This window comes from Streptomyces sp. NPDC003456 (genome assembly GCF_042878735.1).
In the GTDB taxonomy this organism is placed as follows: domain Bacteria; phylum Actinomycetota; class Actinomycetes; order Streptomycetales; family Streptomycetaceae; genus Streptomyces.
In genome coordinates this window covers 221,264-234,456 of record NZ_JBIAOK010000008.1, presented here as the reverse complement: position 1 = coordinate 234,456, position 13,193 = coordinate 221,264, and the positions used below count along the sequence as shown (strand labels likewise).

Annotated in this window: 13 protein-coding genes; 11 read left to right on the top strand and 2 right to left on the bottom strand. The window is 75.1% G+C overall.

Annotated features, from left to right (window positions below; genetic code table 11):
- Positions 1–4 precede the first annotated feature (4 nt).
- The 3 genes from ACFYWG_RS30610 to ACFYWG_RS30600 are packed head-to-tail and all read left to right on the top strand — an operon-like array spanning position 5 to position 3,113.
- A complete protein-coding gene (locus ACFYWG_RS30610) occupies positions 5–1,378 on the top strand; it encodes an aldehyde dehydrogenase family protein (protein ID WP_389204271.1) in 1,374 nt (457 codons plus the stop codon).
- The gene (locus ACFYWG_RS30605; protein ID WP_376332606.1) at positions 1,375–2,160 is read left to right on the top strand and encodes a 3-oxoacyl-ACP reductase; all 786 of its coding nucleotides are present in this window, start codon (positions 1,375–1,377) and stop codon (positions 2,158–2,160) included. Before ACFYWG_RS30610 ends, ACFYWG_RS30605 begins: the two co-directional genes overlap by 4 nt.
- A 47-nt stretch (positions 2,161–2,207) precedes the next feature.
- Positions 2,208–3,113, top strand: a complete 906-nt coding sequence (locus ACFYWG_RS30600; RefSeq protein ID WP_389204341.1) for a DUF2510 domain-containing protein — start codon at positions 2,208–2,210, stop codon at positions 3,111–3,113.
- Between the two features lie 58 nt (positions 3,114–3,171).
- On the opposite strand, the gene ACFYWG_RS30595 is transcribed toward ACFYWG_RS30600, so the two are convergent.
- The gene (locus ACFYWG_RS30595; protein ID WP_389204270.1) at positions 3,172–4,374 is read right to left on the bottom strand and encodes an amino acid deaminase/aldolase; all 1,203 of its coding nucleotides are present in this window, start codon (positions 4,372–4,374) and stop codon (positions 3,172–3,174) included.
- 1,387 nt (positions 4,375–5,761) lie between these two features.
- On the opposite strand from ACFYWG_RS30595, the gene ACFYWG_RS30590 reads away from it, so the two are divergent.
- From ACFYWG_RS30590 to ACFYWG_RS30580, 3 genes are read left to right on the top strand one after another with little or no spacing between them, the layout of a single operon-like run.
- Positions 5,762–6,736 (top strand): hypothetical protein, encoded by a 975-nt coding sequence (locus ACFYWG_RS30590; protein WP_389204269.1) that lies wholly within the window; start codon positions 5,762–5,764, stop codon positions 6,734–6,736.
- 29 nt (positions 6,737–6,765) lie between these two features.
- Positions 6,766–7,965 (top strand): type VII secretion-associated serine protease mycosin, encoded by a 1,200-nt coding sequence (mycP, locus tag ACFYWG_RS30585; RefSeq protein ID WP_389204340.1) that lies wholly within the window; start codon positions 6,766–6,768, stop codon positions 7,963–7,965.
- A 44-nt stretch (positions 7,966–8,009) separates the two neighbouring features.
- Positions 8,010–8,738 carry an SseB family protein gene (locus ACFYWG_RS30580; RefSeq protein WP_376332611.1) on the top strand — a complete coding sequence of 243 codons (729 nt, stop codon included), beginning with the start codon at positions 8,010–8,012 and terminating at the stop codon, positions 8,736–8,738.
- Between the two features lie 52 nt (positions 8,739–8,790).
- Here ACFYWG_RS30580 and ACFYWG_RS30575 read toward each other — a convergent pair whose 3' ends face one another.
- Positions 8,791–9,156, bottom strand: a complete 366-nt coding sequence (locus tag ACFYWG_RS30575; protein ID WP_376332612.1) for a DUF1844 domain-containing protein — start codon at positions 9,154–9,156, stop codon at positions 8,791–8,793.
- A gap of 394 nt (positions 9,157–9,550) precedes the next feature.
- On the opposite strand from ACFYWG_RS30575, the gene infC reads away from it, so the two are divergent.
- The 5 genes from infC (at position 9,551) to ACFYWG_RS30550 (ending at position 13,124) form a co-directional block, all read left to right on the top strand.
- Positions 9,551–10,189 carry a translation initiation factor IF-3 gene (gene infC / locus ACFYWG_RS30570; RefSeq protein ID WP_232840736.1) on the top strand — a complete coding sequence of 213 codons (639 nt, stop codon included), beginning with the start codon at positions 9,551–9,553 and terminating at the stop codon, positions 10,187–10,189.
- Positions 10,190–10,296: 107 nt separating this feature from the next.
- A complete protein-coding gene (gene rpmI / locus ACFYWG_RS30565; RefSeq protein WP_003977225.1) occupies positions 10,297–10,491 on the top strand; it encodes a 50S ribosomal protein L35 in 195 nt (64 codons plus the stop codon).
- Between the two features lie 94 nt (positions 10,492–10,585).
- Entirely contained in the window at positions 10,586–10,969 is a 384-nt protein-coding gene (rplT, locus tag ACFYWG_RS30560) for a 50S ribosomal protein L20 (RefSeq protein WP_003989074.1), read from the top strand.
- An 88-nt stretch (positions 10,970–11,057) separates the two neighbouring features.
- Complete coding sequence (locus tag ACFYWG_RS30555; protein WP_376332615.1) at positions 11,058–11,921, top strand: TrmH family RNA methyltransferase; 864 nt, start codon at positions 11,058–11,060, stop codon at positions 11,919–11,921.
- Positions 11,922–11,972: 51 nt separating this feature from the next.
- Positions 11,973–13,124 (top strand): ATP-binding protein, encoded by a 1,152-nt coding sequence (locus ACFYWG_RS30550; RefSeq protein ID WP_383501995.1) that lies wholly within the window; start codon positions 11,973–11,975, stop codon positions 13,122–13,124.
- Positions 13,125–13,193: the final 69 nt, after the last annotated feature.

Here is a 13,193-nt window from a genome sequence, read left to right as displayed (position 1 = left end):
CCCGTTGTCTTCCGAGCACCTGCTGGACGTACTGAACCCGGCGACCGAGGAGGTCGTCGCCACCGTCACCGGGGCGGGCCCGGCCGACGTCGACGCCGCCGTGACCCGCGCCGAGCGGGCGCAGCAGACCTGGGCCGCCCTCGCCCCCGGCGACCGCGCCCGGCTGCTGCGCCGCTTCGCCACCACCGTCGACGAGCACCTGGAGGAACTCGCCCGGCTGGAGGTCCGCGAGGCCGGACACCTGATCGGCAACGCCCGCTGGGAGGCCGGCAACGTCCGCGACCTGCTGGACTACGCGGCCGGGGGAGTGGAACGGCTCACCGGCCGGCAGATCCCGGTGCCCGGCGGACTGGACGTCACGATCCTCGAACCGCTCGGCGTCGTCGGCGTGATCGCCCCCTGGAACTTCCCCCTGCCCATCGCCGCCTGGGGCACCGCCCCGGCCGTCGCGGCCGGCAACGCGGTCCTGCTCAAGCCCGCCGAGACGACCCCGCTCACCGCGCTGCGCCTGGCCGAACTCGCCCTGGAGGCCGGGCTCCCCGAGCACCTCTTCCAGGTCCTGCCGGGCCGCGGCGACATCACCGGCGACGCACTGGTCCGGCACCCCGGAGTCGCCAAGATCGTCTTCACCGGCTCCACCCGCACCGGCACGCGCGTCGCCGCGCTCGCCGCCGAGCAGGTCAAGCCGGTCACCCTCGAACTGGGCGGCAAGAGCCCCAACATCGTCTTCGCCGACGCGGATCTGAAGAGCGCCGTCGACCCCTTCTCCTTCCTCGACAACTCCGGCCAGGACTGCTGCGCCCGCACCCGCGTCCTGGTCCAGGAGTCCGTGTACGACGAGGTCCGCGACCTGCTCGCAGGCGCCCTGTCCGCCGTCGTGGTGGGCGACCCGGCCGACGAGAAGACCGAGATGGGCCCGCTGATCTCACGTCAGCAGCTGGACCGCGTACGGAGCTTCGTGCCCGGTGACGCCCCCGCCCTGCGCGGCAGCGCACCCGAGGGGCCCGGCTTCTGGTTCCCGCCGACCGTCCTCACCGGCGAGCGGCCGGACTCGCCCGCGGCCCGCGAGGAGATCTTCGGCCCCGTCGCCGTCCTGCTGCCCTTCACCGACGAGGACGACGCGATCCGCCTCGCCAACGACACCCCCTACGGGCTGTCCGGCTCCGTCTGGACCCGGGACGTCGGCCGCGCCCTGCGCGTCTCGCGGGCCGTGCGCGCCGGCAACCTGTCCGTCAACTCCCACGCCAGCGTCCGCTACTGGACCCCGTTCGGCGGTTACAAGCAGTCCGGCGTCGGCCGCGAGCTCGGCCCCGACGCCCTGGCCGCCTTCACCGAAACCAAGAACGTCTTCATCAGCACGGAGGGCCCCGCACAGTGACTGCCCAGGAAAGCATCTGCCGCCGTCTGGTCGGCCGTACCGCCGTCGTCACCGGAGCCGGCAGCGGCATCGGACTCGCCGCCGCCCGCCGCCTCGCCTCCGAGGGCGCCCGCGTCGTCTGCGGCGACGTCGACGAGACCCGCGGCAAGGCGGCCGCCGACGAGGTCGGCGGGACCTTCGTGAAGGTCGACGTGACCGACCCCGAGGAGGTCGAGGCGCTCTTCCGGACCGCCCACGACACCTACGGCAGCGTCGACATCGCCTTCAACAACGCCGGCATCTCCCCGCCCGACGACGACTCCATCCTGGAGACCGGCCTGGAGGCCTGGAAGCGCGTCCAGGAGGTCAACCTCACCTCCGTCTACCTGTGCTGCAAGGCCGCCATCCCCTACATGCGGCAGCAGGGCAGGGGCTCGATCATCAACACCGCCTCCTTCGTGGCCCGGATGGGCGCCGCCACCTCGCAGATCTCCTACACGGCCTCCAAGGGCGGCGTCCTCGCCATGTCCCGGGAGCTGGGCGTGCAGTTCGCCCGCGAGGGCATCCGCGTCAACGCCCTGTGCCCCGGGCCGGTCAACACCCCGCTGCTGCAGGAGCTGTTCGCCAAGGACCCCGAGCGGGCCGCCCGCCGCCTGGTGCACATCCCGCTGGGCCGGTTCGCCGAGGCCGAGGAGATCGCCGCCGCCGTGGCCTTCCTCGCCAGCGACGACTCCTCCTTCGTCAACGCCACCGACTTCCTGGTCGACGGCGGCATCTCGGGGGCGTACGTCACACCGCTGTAGGGGGCGCCCGCGCGGGCCGGGCGGCGGCCTACAGTGCCGGGATGAGCATGACGCCCCCGCCCGGCTGGTACCCCGACCCGCACCCGCCCCACCACGAGCGCTGGTGGGACGGCACGGCCTGGACCGAGCACCGCCGCGCCCCCGGGGCCCCGGCCGCGGCGGTGGCCCCGGCTCCGGGCGGCGGCGGCACCGGGCGGGGGAAGACCGTCGCCCTGGCCGCGACCGGGGCCGTGCTGGTCGCGGCGATCGTCACCGGCACGCTGGTCCTCGGCACCGGCGACGAGCAGACCGGCACCAGGACGGCCCCCGCGACCTCCGCACCCGCCCCGCCCCAGCCGTCCGAACCGGCGGGGGAGTCCTCCTCCCCGCCGGCCGCCGGCGACCCCTCCGTGGTGGAGGACCAGCTCAACGGCATCACCTTCCCCCTCCTCGACGGCTGGGTCCGCCCCAGGCACGTCGCCGAGGACGACGTCGTCATGACGACCGACGGCACCTACGACTGCCCCGGCGACGGCGGCGTCTGCCGCCACGGCCTGGTCGTGTCCCGCACGGTGACCGCCAACGACGAGACGTCCCCCGAGGCCCTGGCCAAGGGCGACATCGCCGACGCGGCCGAGGACGCCTTCGACCACGACACGCTCGACCGCGAGCCCTACGGCGGCATGGAGTCCCACGCGACCGTCGCCTCCGGACCGGTCGCCGTGGCGGGCCGCGCCGGGTACTACGTGCGCTGGCGCGTGCGCACCGCGAAGGGCCCGGGCGGCTACGTCCAGTCGCTCGTCTTCCCCTCGAGCGTCGGCACCGAGTCGCCCGTCCTCGTCCGGTACGTCTTCGACGCCGGCGACGACGGGCCGCCGCTCGCCGACATGGACCGCATCACCAAGGGCATCCGCCCGGTCGGCGACGCGGGCACCGGCGGCGGCGTGGGCAGCAGCATCGGACCGCCGGACTGACCCCCGGCCGCGACCGCCCGGTCGGGCCTGCCCGGCGGCGACCGCCCGCTCGCGGCCGCTAGAGGAACGTGCGGCCCTCGCCCCGGTAGGTCGGCACGGTCGCCGTCACCGCGTCCCCCTCGACCAGGTGCAGCGCGTCGAACCGCTCGCACAGCTCACCGGCCTTGGCGTGCCGGAACCACACCTTGTCGCCGATCAGCAGATCGTCCGCGGGGGAGCCGAGCAGCGGCGTCTGCACCTCGCCCGCCTGCTCCTGCGGGTCGTAGCGCAGCCCCTCGGGCAGATACGGCACCGGCGACCGGTCGAGCCCGGCCGCGCCCGACGCCGGGTACCCGCCGCCCAGCACCGTCACCACCCCGACCCCCGGGCGCCGGACCACGGGCTGGGCGAACAGCGCCGCCGGACGGCCGCGGAAGGAGGTGTAGTTGTCGAACAGGCGCGGCACGTACAGCCCCGACCCCGCGGCGATCTCCGTCACCGCGTCCTCGGCCGCCGTGTGCTGCACCGACCCGGTGCCGCCGCCGTTGACGAACTCCAGCCCCGGCACGACGGCCCGCACCGCACGCACCACCTCCGCGCGCCGCACCGCCAGTTCCCGCCGGGCGGCGGCCTGCATCAGCCGGATCGCCCGCGAGCGCAGCGGACGCCCGGCCACCGCGTCCCCGACCCCCGCGACATGCCCCTCGTACGCCATGATCCCCACGACCTCGAACCCCGGCCGCCGGGCCACGGCGCGGGCCGTCTCGGCGACCTCGGCGGGGGAGTGCAGCGGCGAACGCCGCGCCCCGACCCGCACACGCCCCCCGAGCAGCCGCAGCGAGGTGTCCAACTCCAGGCACACGCGCACCACTTCGCGCCCGTCGCCGCGCGAGGCGTCGATCAGGTCGAGCTGCGCGACGTCGTCGACCATGACCGTCACGGCCGCGGCCAGCTTCGGGTCACCGGCGAGTTCGGCGAACGCGGCCCGGTCGGCGGACGGGTAGGCCAGCAGCACGTCGTCGAACCCGGCCCGGGCCAGCCACAGCGACTCGGCCAGGGTGAACGACATGATCCCCGCGAAGCCCTCCCGGGCCAGGACGCGCTCCAGCAGCGCCCGGCACCGTACGGACTTGCTGGCCACACGGATCGGCTTGCCCCCGGCGCGGCGGACCAGATCGTCGGCGTTGGCGTCGAACGCCTCCAGATCCACGATCGCGAGAGGGGCGTCGAGATGGGCGGTGGCCCGGTCGTATCGGGCCCGGTCGGCGGCGCGCGCAGTCATGACGGCAGCCTGCCAGACGCGATTACCGCAGGGTAGGGGGACGTTCCGGGCAGATGCCCCGGCCTCGCGGACTGGTTCCCGCCCGCCCGGCGACAAGCCGTAGAGTGACGCGCATGTACGGCGGAACCGGGCCGGCCGGGGACCCGCGCCGGGATGACGCTCCGTCCGTACGGGTAGAGGTGCCCGGGACGGCCGCGTCCGCGCCGGGCCTCGGGCAGGACGACACCGGCCCGCGGGAGCGATACGAGCGGCCCGGGCACGGGGAAACGGGGGGTGCATGAGCACGGAAGCGCAGCGCGCCTCCCTCCCCCCGCGCCCCGCGGCCCCACCCCGCCCGCCCCACCCCCCGGCCCCGGCACGGCCCCCCGCGCCGGACACCGCTGCGCCCCCCACCACCGCGCCGGACGCCACCCCGGCCCCCCACCGGCCGTCCTGGGCGACGCGGGGCGGAACCCCGGAGGCGGACGACGCGCGCGGCACGGGTCCGGCTCCCGCCACGGGCCCGGCTCCCGCCACGGGCCCGCACGGGCCGTCGCACCCGCGCGGAACGGGCACCCCGAGGGCCACGGACCCGCGGCCCGGGGCGAGTTCGGCCGGTACCTCCTCCACCTCCGGTGCCGGGCACCGGGACGCCGACCGCGCCGGGCCGGCCGAGGCCGGGCTGCCGGGTTCCGGCCCCGCCGCACGGGGTGACGTCTGCGGTACCCCCCGCCCCTCCTCGCCGCCTCCGCCCCCCGCCTCCGCACGGTTCCCCGACTCGCCCCCCGCCACCGGTCGCGCCACCGGGCCGGGGGAGGCCCCGCCGCGCCCGGGGCGCCTTCCCGACCCGGGACGCACCGACTCCCCGGCACCGTCCGCGCAGGCGGGGCGCTCCGGCGCCCCGGCCGTCCCCGACGGTCCGGAGACGAGCGGGCGGCCGTTCCGCCTCGCCCCACCCGGACACCCCGACGGCCCGGCGGGGACGGCGCAGCCCCCCGCACGCCCGTTCCGGCTTCCCACCCCCCGCCGCACCGGCACCTCCGGCGAGGGCACCTCCGAAACCACCGCACGCCTGCGCCCGCACCCCGCGGCACCCCACGCGCCCCGCCGCGAGAACACGCCGGCGCGCCCCGGCCACGAGCCGCACGCCGATTCCCCCACCACTGCCGCGCCCCCGCCGCGCCCCGCGCAGGAGCCGCACCCGGGAGCCCGTACACCGTCTTCCGCTCCGCCGCGCCCCGCGCAAGTGCCGCAGCCGGGCGCCGGTACCCCGGTCTCCGCCCAGCCGCGCCCCGCGCAAGTGCCGCACCCGGGAGCCCGTACCCCGGTCTCCGCCCCGCCGCGTCCCGCGCAGGCGCCGCACCCGGGTCCTCGTACACCGGCCACCGCCCCGCCTCCCCCCGCACAGGTGCCGCACCCCGGTGCCCGTACACCCGTCTCCGCCCCGCCGTACCCCGCCCAGGAGCCGCACGCCGCGTCTCCGGGCGGGGAGCGGACCGCTCCCGACCCCGCCCTGTCCTGGAGCGCCCCGCTCACCCCCGGTGGCAGCCCGGGGGCCACGCGGCCGGTCGTGTCGTTCGGGGAGCCCGAGGGGTACGACGGGGACGCGCGGCCCCGGCCGCTGCGGCGGCGCGAGGTGTCGCAGGCCGCCGCTGCCGCCGTGTGCCTCGTCCTGGGGCTCGGCCTCATCTCCGGTGCGGCCACCGGCAGCTGGCTCGTCGGGGATTCCGACGCCGCCGGCTCACGCACCGCCTACGGCGCCGCCGCGGGTCTGTGGCACAACGTGCCCGTCGACCGGCTGTTCCCGCCCACCGTGCAGGGCCGCGGCGCCGGCCCCGGCGGAGCCGACCGCTCCTGGACCCGGGTCGCCGTCGCCCCGGACAGCGGCTGCAAGGACGCCTTCGACCCCCTGCTGCGCAAGGCCCTGGCCCCCGTCGGCTGCGAACGCCTGCTGCGCGCCACCTACACCGACGCCACCGAGAGCCACGTGACCACCGTCGGGCTGCTGTTCACCACGGCCGACGCGCCGGGCATGACCGCCCTCGCGAACCGTTTCCGCAAGGAGCGCCTGGACCGCCGCAGCGACCTGATGCCCCTGCCGTACGCGGCGAAGGGCACACCCGCCGCCGGCTTCGGCGCCGCCCAGCGCGCGTCCTGGACCGTCTCCGTGCTGACCGAGGCACCGGTCGTCGTGTACGCCGTCTCCGGCTGGGCCGACGGCCGCACCGTCGACGACCCGCAGCCCGCCGAGGACGCCATGGCCGCCGACGCCGCCACCGCCGCCGGCCAGGCCGGGCTCGGCCACGAGGCGCAGGGCCTCGCCGACCGCCTCGAACGCGACCTGCGCAGGAACGCCCGCTCGGCCACGGAGCAGCCGTCGTGACCGACCCGACCCGGCAGACGACGGGTGCCGTGCCGGCCCCCCGGGCGCGCACCCGGGCCGCCCGGCACCGCCGCACCGCGGCCCTCGGCGCCCTGCTCACCGCCGCCCTGGTCCTCCTGCCCGCCGCCACGGCCCACGCCGACGGCATCCGCGCCCAGCAGTGGGCCCTGGAGGCCATGCGCACGGACGAGGCCTGGCGGACCACGAGTGGCGAGGGCGTCACCGTCGCCGTCCTGGACACCGGCGTCGACGCCGACCACCCCGACCTGGCCGGCAACGTCCTGACCGGCAAGGACCTGGTCGGCTTCGGCGCGAAGGCCGGCGACCGCGCCTGGGCCCGGCACGGGACCGCCATGGCCGGGATCATCGCCGGTCACGGACACGGCCCCGGCGACGGCGAAGGCGTCCTCGGCATCGCCCCCGAGGCGAAGATCCTCCCCGTCCGCGTGATCCTGGAGGACGGGGACCCCGCCCGCGCCAAGGCCCGCACCACCCGCGGCAACGCCCTCGCCGAGGGCATCCGCTGGGCCGCCGACCACGGCGCCGACGTCATCAACCTCTCCCTCGGCGACGACTCCGCCTCCGCGCACCCCGAACCCACCGAGGACCAGGCCATCCAGTACGCGCTGGACAAGGGCGTGGTGGTCGTCGCCTCCGCCGGCAACGGCGGCGAGAAGGGCGACCACGTCTCCTACCCGGCCGCCTACCCGGGCGTCGTCGCCGCCACCGCCGTGGACCGCGCCGGGACCCGCGCCTCGTTCTCCACCCGCCGCTGGTACGCCACCGTCAGCGCCCCCGGCGTCGACGTCGTCATCGCCGACCCGGACCGCAAGTACTACGAGGGGTGGGGCACCAGCGCCGCCGCCGCCTTCGTCTCCGGCGCCGCCGCCCTGGTCAGGTCGGCCCACCCGGACCTGACCCCGGCCCAGGTCAAGTCGGTCCTGGAGAAGACCGCCCGCAACGCCCCGGCGGGCGGCCGCGACGACTCCCGCGGCTACGGCTTCATCGACCCCGCCGCCGCCCTCAGGGCCGCCGCCCGGCTGAAGCCCGAGGGCCTGCGCGCGGCGTCGTACGGCGAGAAGTACTTCGGCAGCGGACCGGACGCGGCGGCCCCGGGCGACGGCGTCGCCGCCTGGGCCGGTCCTCTCGCGGGCGGTACCGGCGGCGTCCTGCTGGTCACGGCGGTCCTGCTGTGGCGCGGCCGGCGCACGGGCCGCGAGGAGCACTGATCCGCCGCGGGACGCACCACGTCCGGCCGATAGGCTCGGCGACCGTGGCGAACAAGAACATCCCCGACCCCGGCTTCTCCGACGACGACGGCTCCGCCGACCCCCGGCTGAGCGCGGCCCTGGCTGCCTGGTCCGAGGACCGCACCGCTGTCGGGCCCGTCCTTCAGGCGCTCAAGGGCGCCCGGCTGCTGGTCCCCGTCGTGGCCGTGCTCGGGGAGGTAGAGGAGGACGAGAACGGCCTGCGCCGCGAGAAGACCAGCGACATGGCCGTACCGACGCTCAAGGCCGGCGACCGCACCGCCCTGCCCGCCTTCACCTCCACGGACTCGCTCGCCCGCTGGGACCCCGCCGCCCGCCCCGTCGCCGTACCCCTGCACCAGGCGCTGCAAGCCGCCGCGCACGAGAAGGCGGACACGGTCGTGCTCGACCTGGCCGGGCCCGTGCCGTTCGAGCTGACCGGCTCCGCGCTGCTCGCCCTCGCCGAGGGCCGCGCCACCGCCGACCCGCTCGCCGACCCGGCCGTCGTCGGGGCCGTGCGCGAGGCCGTCGCCGCCGAGCCGGCCGTGCTGCGCGCCCACCTCGGCCCCGGGCAGGCCGACGGCACCCTGGCCCTGGTCCTGGACCCGTCCGCGGACCCGGCCGAGGCCGCGCGGGCCGTCGCCGAGCGGCTGGCCGCCGACGAAACGCTGAGGGCCCGCCTGGTGCGCGGCCTCGACCTGGCACTCCTGCCGGCCGAGGTGACGCCCCCGGGCGAGCCCCTGTTCGTGCGCTGAGCGACGTCAGCCCGGCGCGCCATGCGCCGGGCGACGTCCGCCGCGCGGCCTGCTAGCCGTAGACCGGGCCCGTGTACTTCTCGCCCGGGCCCTGGCCCGGCTCGTCCGGGACGAGCGAGGCCTCGCGGAACGCCAGCTGCAGCGACTTCAGGCCGTCGCGCAGGGGCGCCGCGTGGAAGGAGCTGATCTCGGTCGCGGTGGCGTCCAGCAGACCGGCCAGGGCGTGCACCAGCTTGCGGGCCTCGTCCAGGTCCTTGTGCTTCTCGCCCTCCTCGGTCAGACCGAGCTTCACGGCCGCGGCGCTCATCAGGTTGACGGCGACCGTCACGATCACCTCGACCGCCGGGACCTCGGCGATGTCGCGGGCCATGGCGTCGAAGTCGGGGTTCGCCGAGGATTCAGCAGGGGTCTCACTCATGCCCCACACGATAGGCGCACGAGGGGGGCGTGCCGCACCAGGGCCCGGGCGCCTGAATTAGCCGTTCCTGGCCATTGCTGGTAACCTCGTGTAACGACCGGTCGGACCCGTATGCCTCACGGCCCGCGAGCCCGGCCCACAAGTGGAGGCTTTCGAACTCCCACCCGACCGCCCCCGAGGCGGCGGGTCACCGGTCAGGCGGTCCCGTCCCTGCGGCGGCGATCCGTCCGAAAGCGCGCCCCGCGGATCCCGCGGCGGTGCTCCGGTAGTTCGAGGAGCCCCGCCTGGGAATCGTCCGGGGCATTTTTTGTGCTTCGGCGCGGTTAGGTCTGTCGAAAAGAGACGTTACGCGGCCGTCCGCCAGACCGTCGCGTGGTGCTACCGAGGAGGATCCATCAGCGCCGAGCCCCGCATCAACGACCGGATTCGCGTTCCCGAGGTGCGACTTGTCGGTCCCAGTGGCGAGCAGGTGGGCATCGTCCCCCTGGCCAAGGCACTGGAGCTTGCGCAGGAGTACGACCTGGACCTGGTCGAGGTCGCGGCGAACGCCCGTCCGCCCGTGTGCAAGCTCATGGACTACGGGAAGTTCAAGTACGAGTCGGCCATGAAGGCCCGTGAGGCGCGCAAGAACCAGGCGCACACGGTCATCAAGGAGATGAAGCTCCGGCCGAAGATCGACCCGCACGACTATGACACCAAGAAGGGTCACGTCGTCCGGTTCCTCAAGCAGGGCGACAAGGTCAAGATCACGATCATGTTCCGTGGTCGCGAGCAGTCCCGGCCCGAGCTGGGCTACCGACTGCTGCAGCGCCTCGCGGAGGACGTCCAGGACCTCGGTTTCGTCGAGTCGAACCCGAAGCAGGACGGCCGCAACATGATCATGGTCCTCGGTCCGCACAAGAAGAAGACCGAGGCGATGGCCGAGGCTCGTCAGGCGCAGGAAGCCCGCAAGGCGGAAGCGAAGGCCAACCCCGGCAAGTCGCAGAACGCCGCGGACGCCGAGGCGCCGGCCGAGGAGCCCGCCGAGGCGTGACCCCCGGGACGCGAGTCCCAGGAAGCAACCGAAACAAGACGACGCTCCACCGTGCCCGGTTTCACGACCGGGCACCGGAGCGCCACCGACGAGGAGAGAACGGCGCTATGCCGAAGAACAAGTCGCACAGCGGTGCCAGCAAGCGCTTCAAGATCACCGGCTCCGGCAAGGTGCTGCGCGAGCGCGCCGGCAAGCGCCACCTGCTCGAGCACAAGTCGTCCCGCGTGACGCGTCGCCTCACCGGCAACGCCGAGATGGCCCCGGGCGACGCCGCGAAGATCAAGAAGCTTCTCGGCAAGTGACGCCCGGCGCGTGAGCGCCGCACGTCAGGACCGGGACCCAATCGATTTCGGGCCGTGTGCAGACCCCCACGGCCCCGCTACAAGGAGTTAAGAAGTGGCACGCGTCAAGCGGGCAGTCAACGCCCACAAGAAGCGCCGGGCGATCCTCGAGCAGGCCTCCGGCTACCGCGGTCAGCGTTCGCGCCTGTACCGCAAGGCCAAGGAGCAGGTCACCCACTCGCTGGTCTACAACTACAACGACCGCAAGAAGCGCAAGGGCGACTTCCGTCAGCTGTGGATCCAGCGCATCAACGCCGCTGCCCGCGCCAACGGCATGACCTACAACCGCTTCATCCAGGGTCTGAAGGCCGCGAACGTCGAGGTCGACCGCAAGATCCTGGCCGAGCTGGCCGTCAACGACGCCGGTGCGTTCGCCGCGCTCGTCGAGGTCGCCCAGAAGGCGCTGCCGAGCGACGTCAACGCCCCCAAGGCGGCCTGACGCCGGCTTCGAGCCGATGTGACTGACAGGACCCGCAGGCCGAACGGCCTGCGGGTCCTGCTGTGCAGCTACCGAGAAAGCGAACAGGATGTCCCCTGCCACCCCCGAGCTCATCTCCCCCCGTTCCCCCCGCGTCTCCGCCGCCCGGCGGCTGGCCCGGCGGAACTTCCGGGGGAAGGAGCGGCTGTTCCTCGCCGAGGGGCCGCAGGCGGTGCGGGAGGCGGCCGGGCACCGGACCCGGGACGCGGCGACGCTGGTGGAGCTGTTCACCACGCCCGAGGCCGCCGACCGCTACGCCGACATCGTGGGGGCCGCCCGGGACGCCGGGGCACGCGTGCACCTCGCCTCCGAGCAGGTCATCGCCGACATCTCCACCACCGTCACCCCCCAGGGCCTCGTCGGCGTGTGCCGGTTCCTCGACACGCCCTTCGAGGAGGTCCTCGCCGCACGTCCGCGCCTGGTCGCCCTCCTCGCCAACGTCCGCGACCCCGGCAACGCCGGAACCGTCCTGCGCTGCGCCGACGCCGCGGGCGCCGAGGCCGTCGTGCTGACCGACGCCTCCGTCGACGTGTACAACCCCAAGGCCGTCCGCGCCTCCGTCGGCTCCCTCTTCCACCTGCCGGTCGCCGTCGGCGTACCCGTGGAGCAGGCCGTGGAGCGGCTGCGCGCCGCCGGGATCCGGGTGCTGGCCGCCGACGGCGCCGGCGACCGCGACCTCGACGACGAGCTGGACAAGGGCACCATGGGCGGGCCGACCGCCTGGCTCTTCGGCAACGAGGCATGGGGCCTGCCGGAGGAGACCCGGGCCCTCACCGACGCCGTGGTACGCGTCCCGATCCACGGGAAGGCCGAGAGCCTGAACCTCGCCACCGCCGCCGCCGTATGTCTCTACGCGTCGGCGCGTGCACAGCGTGCCGCCGGAGGGTGCCGCTCCGTCACCGGGAAAGAGTAGGGTGACCAGCTCGGGGAGCCCTCTGCGGAGCCTTGGAGGTGGGGGACGGGGATGAGCGTCGGCACGAGCAGCGCACCGGGGGCCCGGGGCGCCGGGAGCCCGCCCGCCGCGCCCCTGACCACCGGTGACCCCGGCGGCCTCGGGATCGATCCCGACCACCTGCCCGACGGGCTCGTCGTCGCCGACGAGCAGGGCCGCGTCATCTGCTTCAACGCCGCCGCCGAGCGCATCACCGCCGTGCGCGCCCGCGACGCCCTCGGGCAGCCGCTGGAGAAGGCCCTGCCCCTGGAGGACCTGGAGGGCCGTCGCTGGTGGCAGCTGACCGACCCCTACGGCGGGCTGGCCATCCGCGTGGGACAGCCCGAGCGGAACCTGCTGCTGCCCGGCGGGCGCGAGGTCCTCGTCCGCGCGCGCTACGTCCGCAGCCGGCCCACCGGCCCCCTGCGGCGCCTGGTGGTCACCTTGCGCGACACCGAGGCCCGCCGCCGCACCGAGCGCAGCCACGCGGAGCTGATCGCGACCGTCGCCCACGAGCTGCGCTCCCCGCTGACCTCGGTCAAGGGCTTCACCGCCACCCTGCTCGCCAAGTGGGAACGCTTCACCGACGACCAGAAGCGGCTGATGCTGGAGACCGTCGACGCCGACGCCGACCGCGTCACCCGGCTGATCGCCGAGCTGCTCGACATCTCGCGCATCGACTCCGGCCGCCTGGAGCTGCGCCGCCAGCCCGTCGACATCGGCGCCGCCGTCGGACGCCACATCCAGGCCCACGTCGCCTCCGGCCAGCCCGCCGACCGGTTCCTGCTGCGCGTCCAGCAGCCGCTGCCCGATCTGTGGGCCGACCCCGACAAGATCGACCAGGTCCTCAGCAACCTGCTGGAAAATGCCGTGCGCCACGGTGAGGGAACTGTCACGATCGACATCACGGCCACGGCGTCCCCCCGTGAGGGCGAGCACGCCGAGAACGCAGCCACGTCGGTCACGGTGAGCGACGAGGGGCCCGGCATCCCGGAGGAGTCCATGAACCGCGTCTTCACCCGCTTCTGGCGGGGCAGCAAGCGCGGTGGCACGGGCCTCGGGCTCTACATCGTCAAGGGCATCGTCGAGGCCCACGGCGGCACGATCACGGTCGGCCGCGCCCCGGGCGCCGGGGCCGAGTTCCGATTTACGTTGCCCGTGGCGGCTCCGGCGTATCTCGCCTGAGGACCACGGGCGCATTCGCCTGCCCCCACCCCGTTAGACTCGGCCATTGGCACCTTTGTGTCCCGAAAG

Excerpts from the sequence above, each read along its gene's own strand:
- ACFYWG_RS30595 (WP_389204270.1), bottom strand. The coding sequence starts at position 4,374 with ATGACTGCGCGCGCCGCCGACCGGGCCCGATACGACCGGGCCACCGCC.
- ACFYWG_RS30550 (WP_383501995.1), top strand. The coding sequence starts at position 11,973 with ATGAGCGTCGGCACGAGCAGCGCACCGGGGGCCCGGGGCGCCGGGAGC.
- ACFYWG_RS30600 (WP_389204341.1), top strand. The coding sequence starts at position 2,208 with ATGACGCCCCCGCCCGGCTGGTACCCCGACCCGCACCCGCCCCACCAC.
- rpmI (WP_003977225.1), top strand. The coding sequence starts at position 10,297 with ATGCCGAAGAACAAGTCGCACAGCGGTGCCAGCAAGCGCTTCAAGATC.
- ACFYWG_RS30575 (WP_376332612.1), bottom strand. The coding sequence starts at position 9,156 with ATGAGTGAGACCCCTGCTGAATCCTCGGCGAACCCCGACTTCGACGCC.
- ACFYWG_RS30555 (WP_376332615.1), top strand. The coding sequence starts at position 11,058 with ATGTCCCCTGCCACCCCCGAGCTCATCTCCCCCCGTTCCCCCCGCGTC.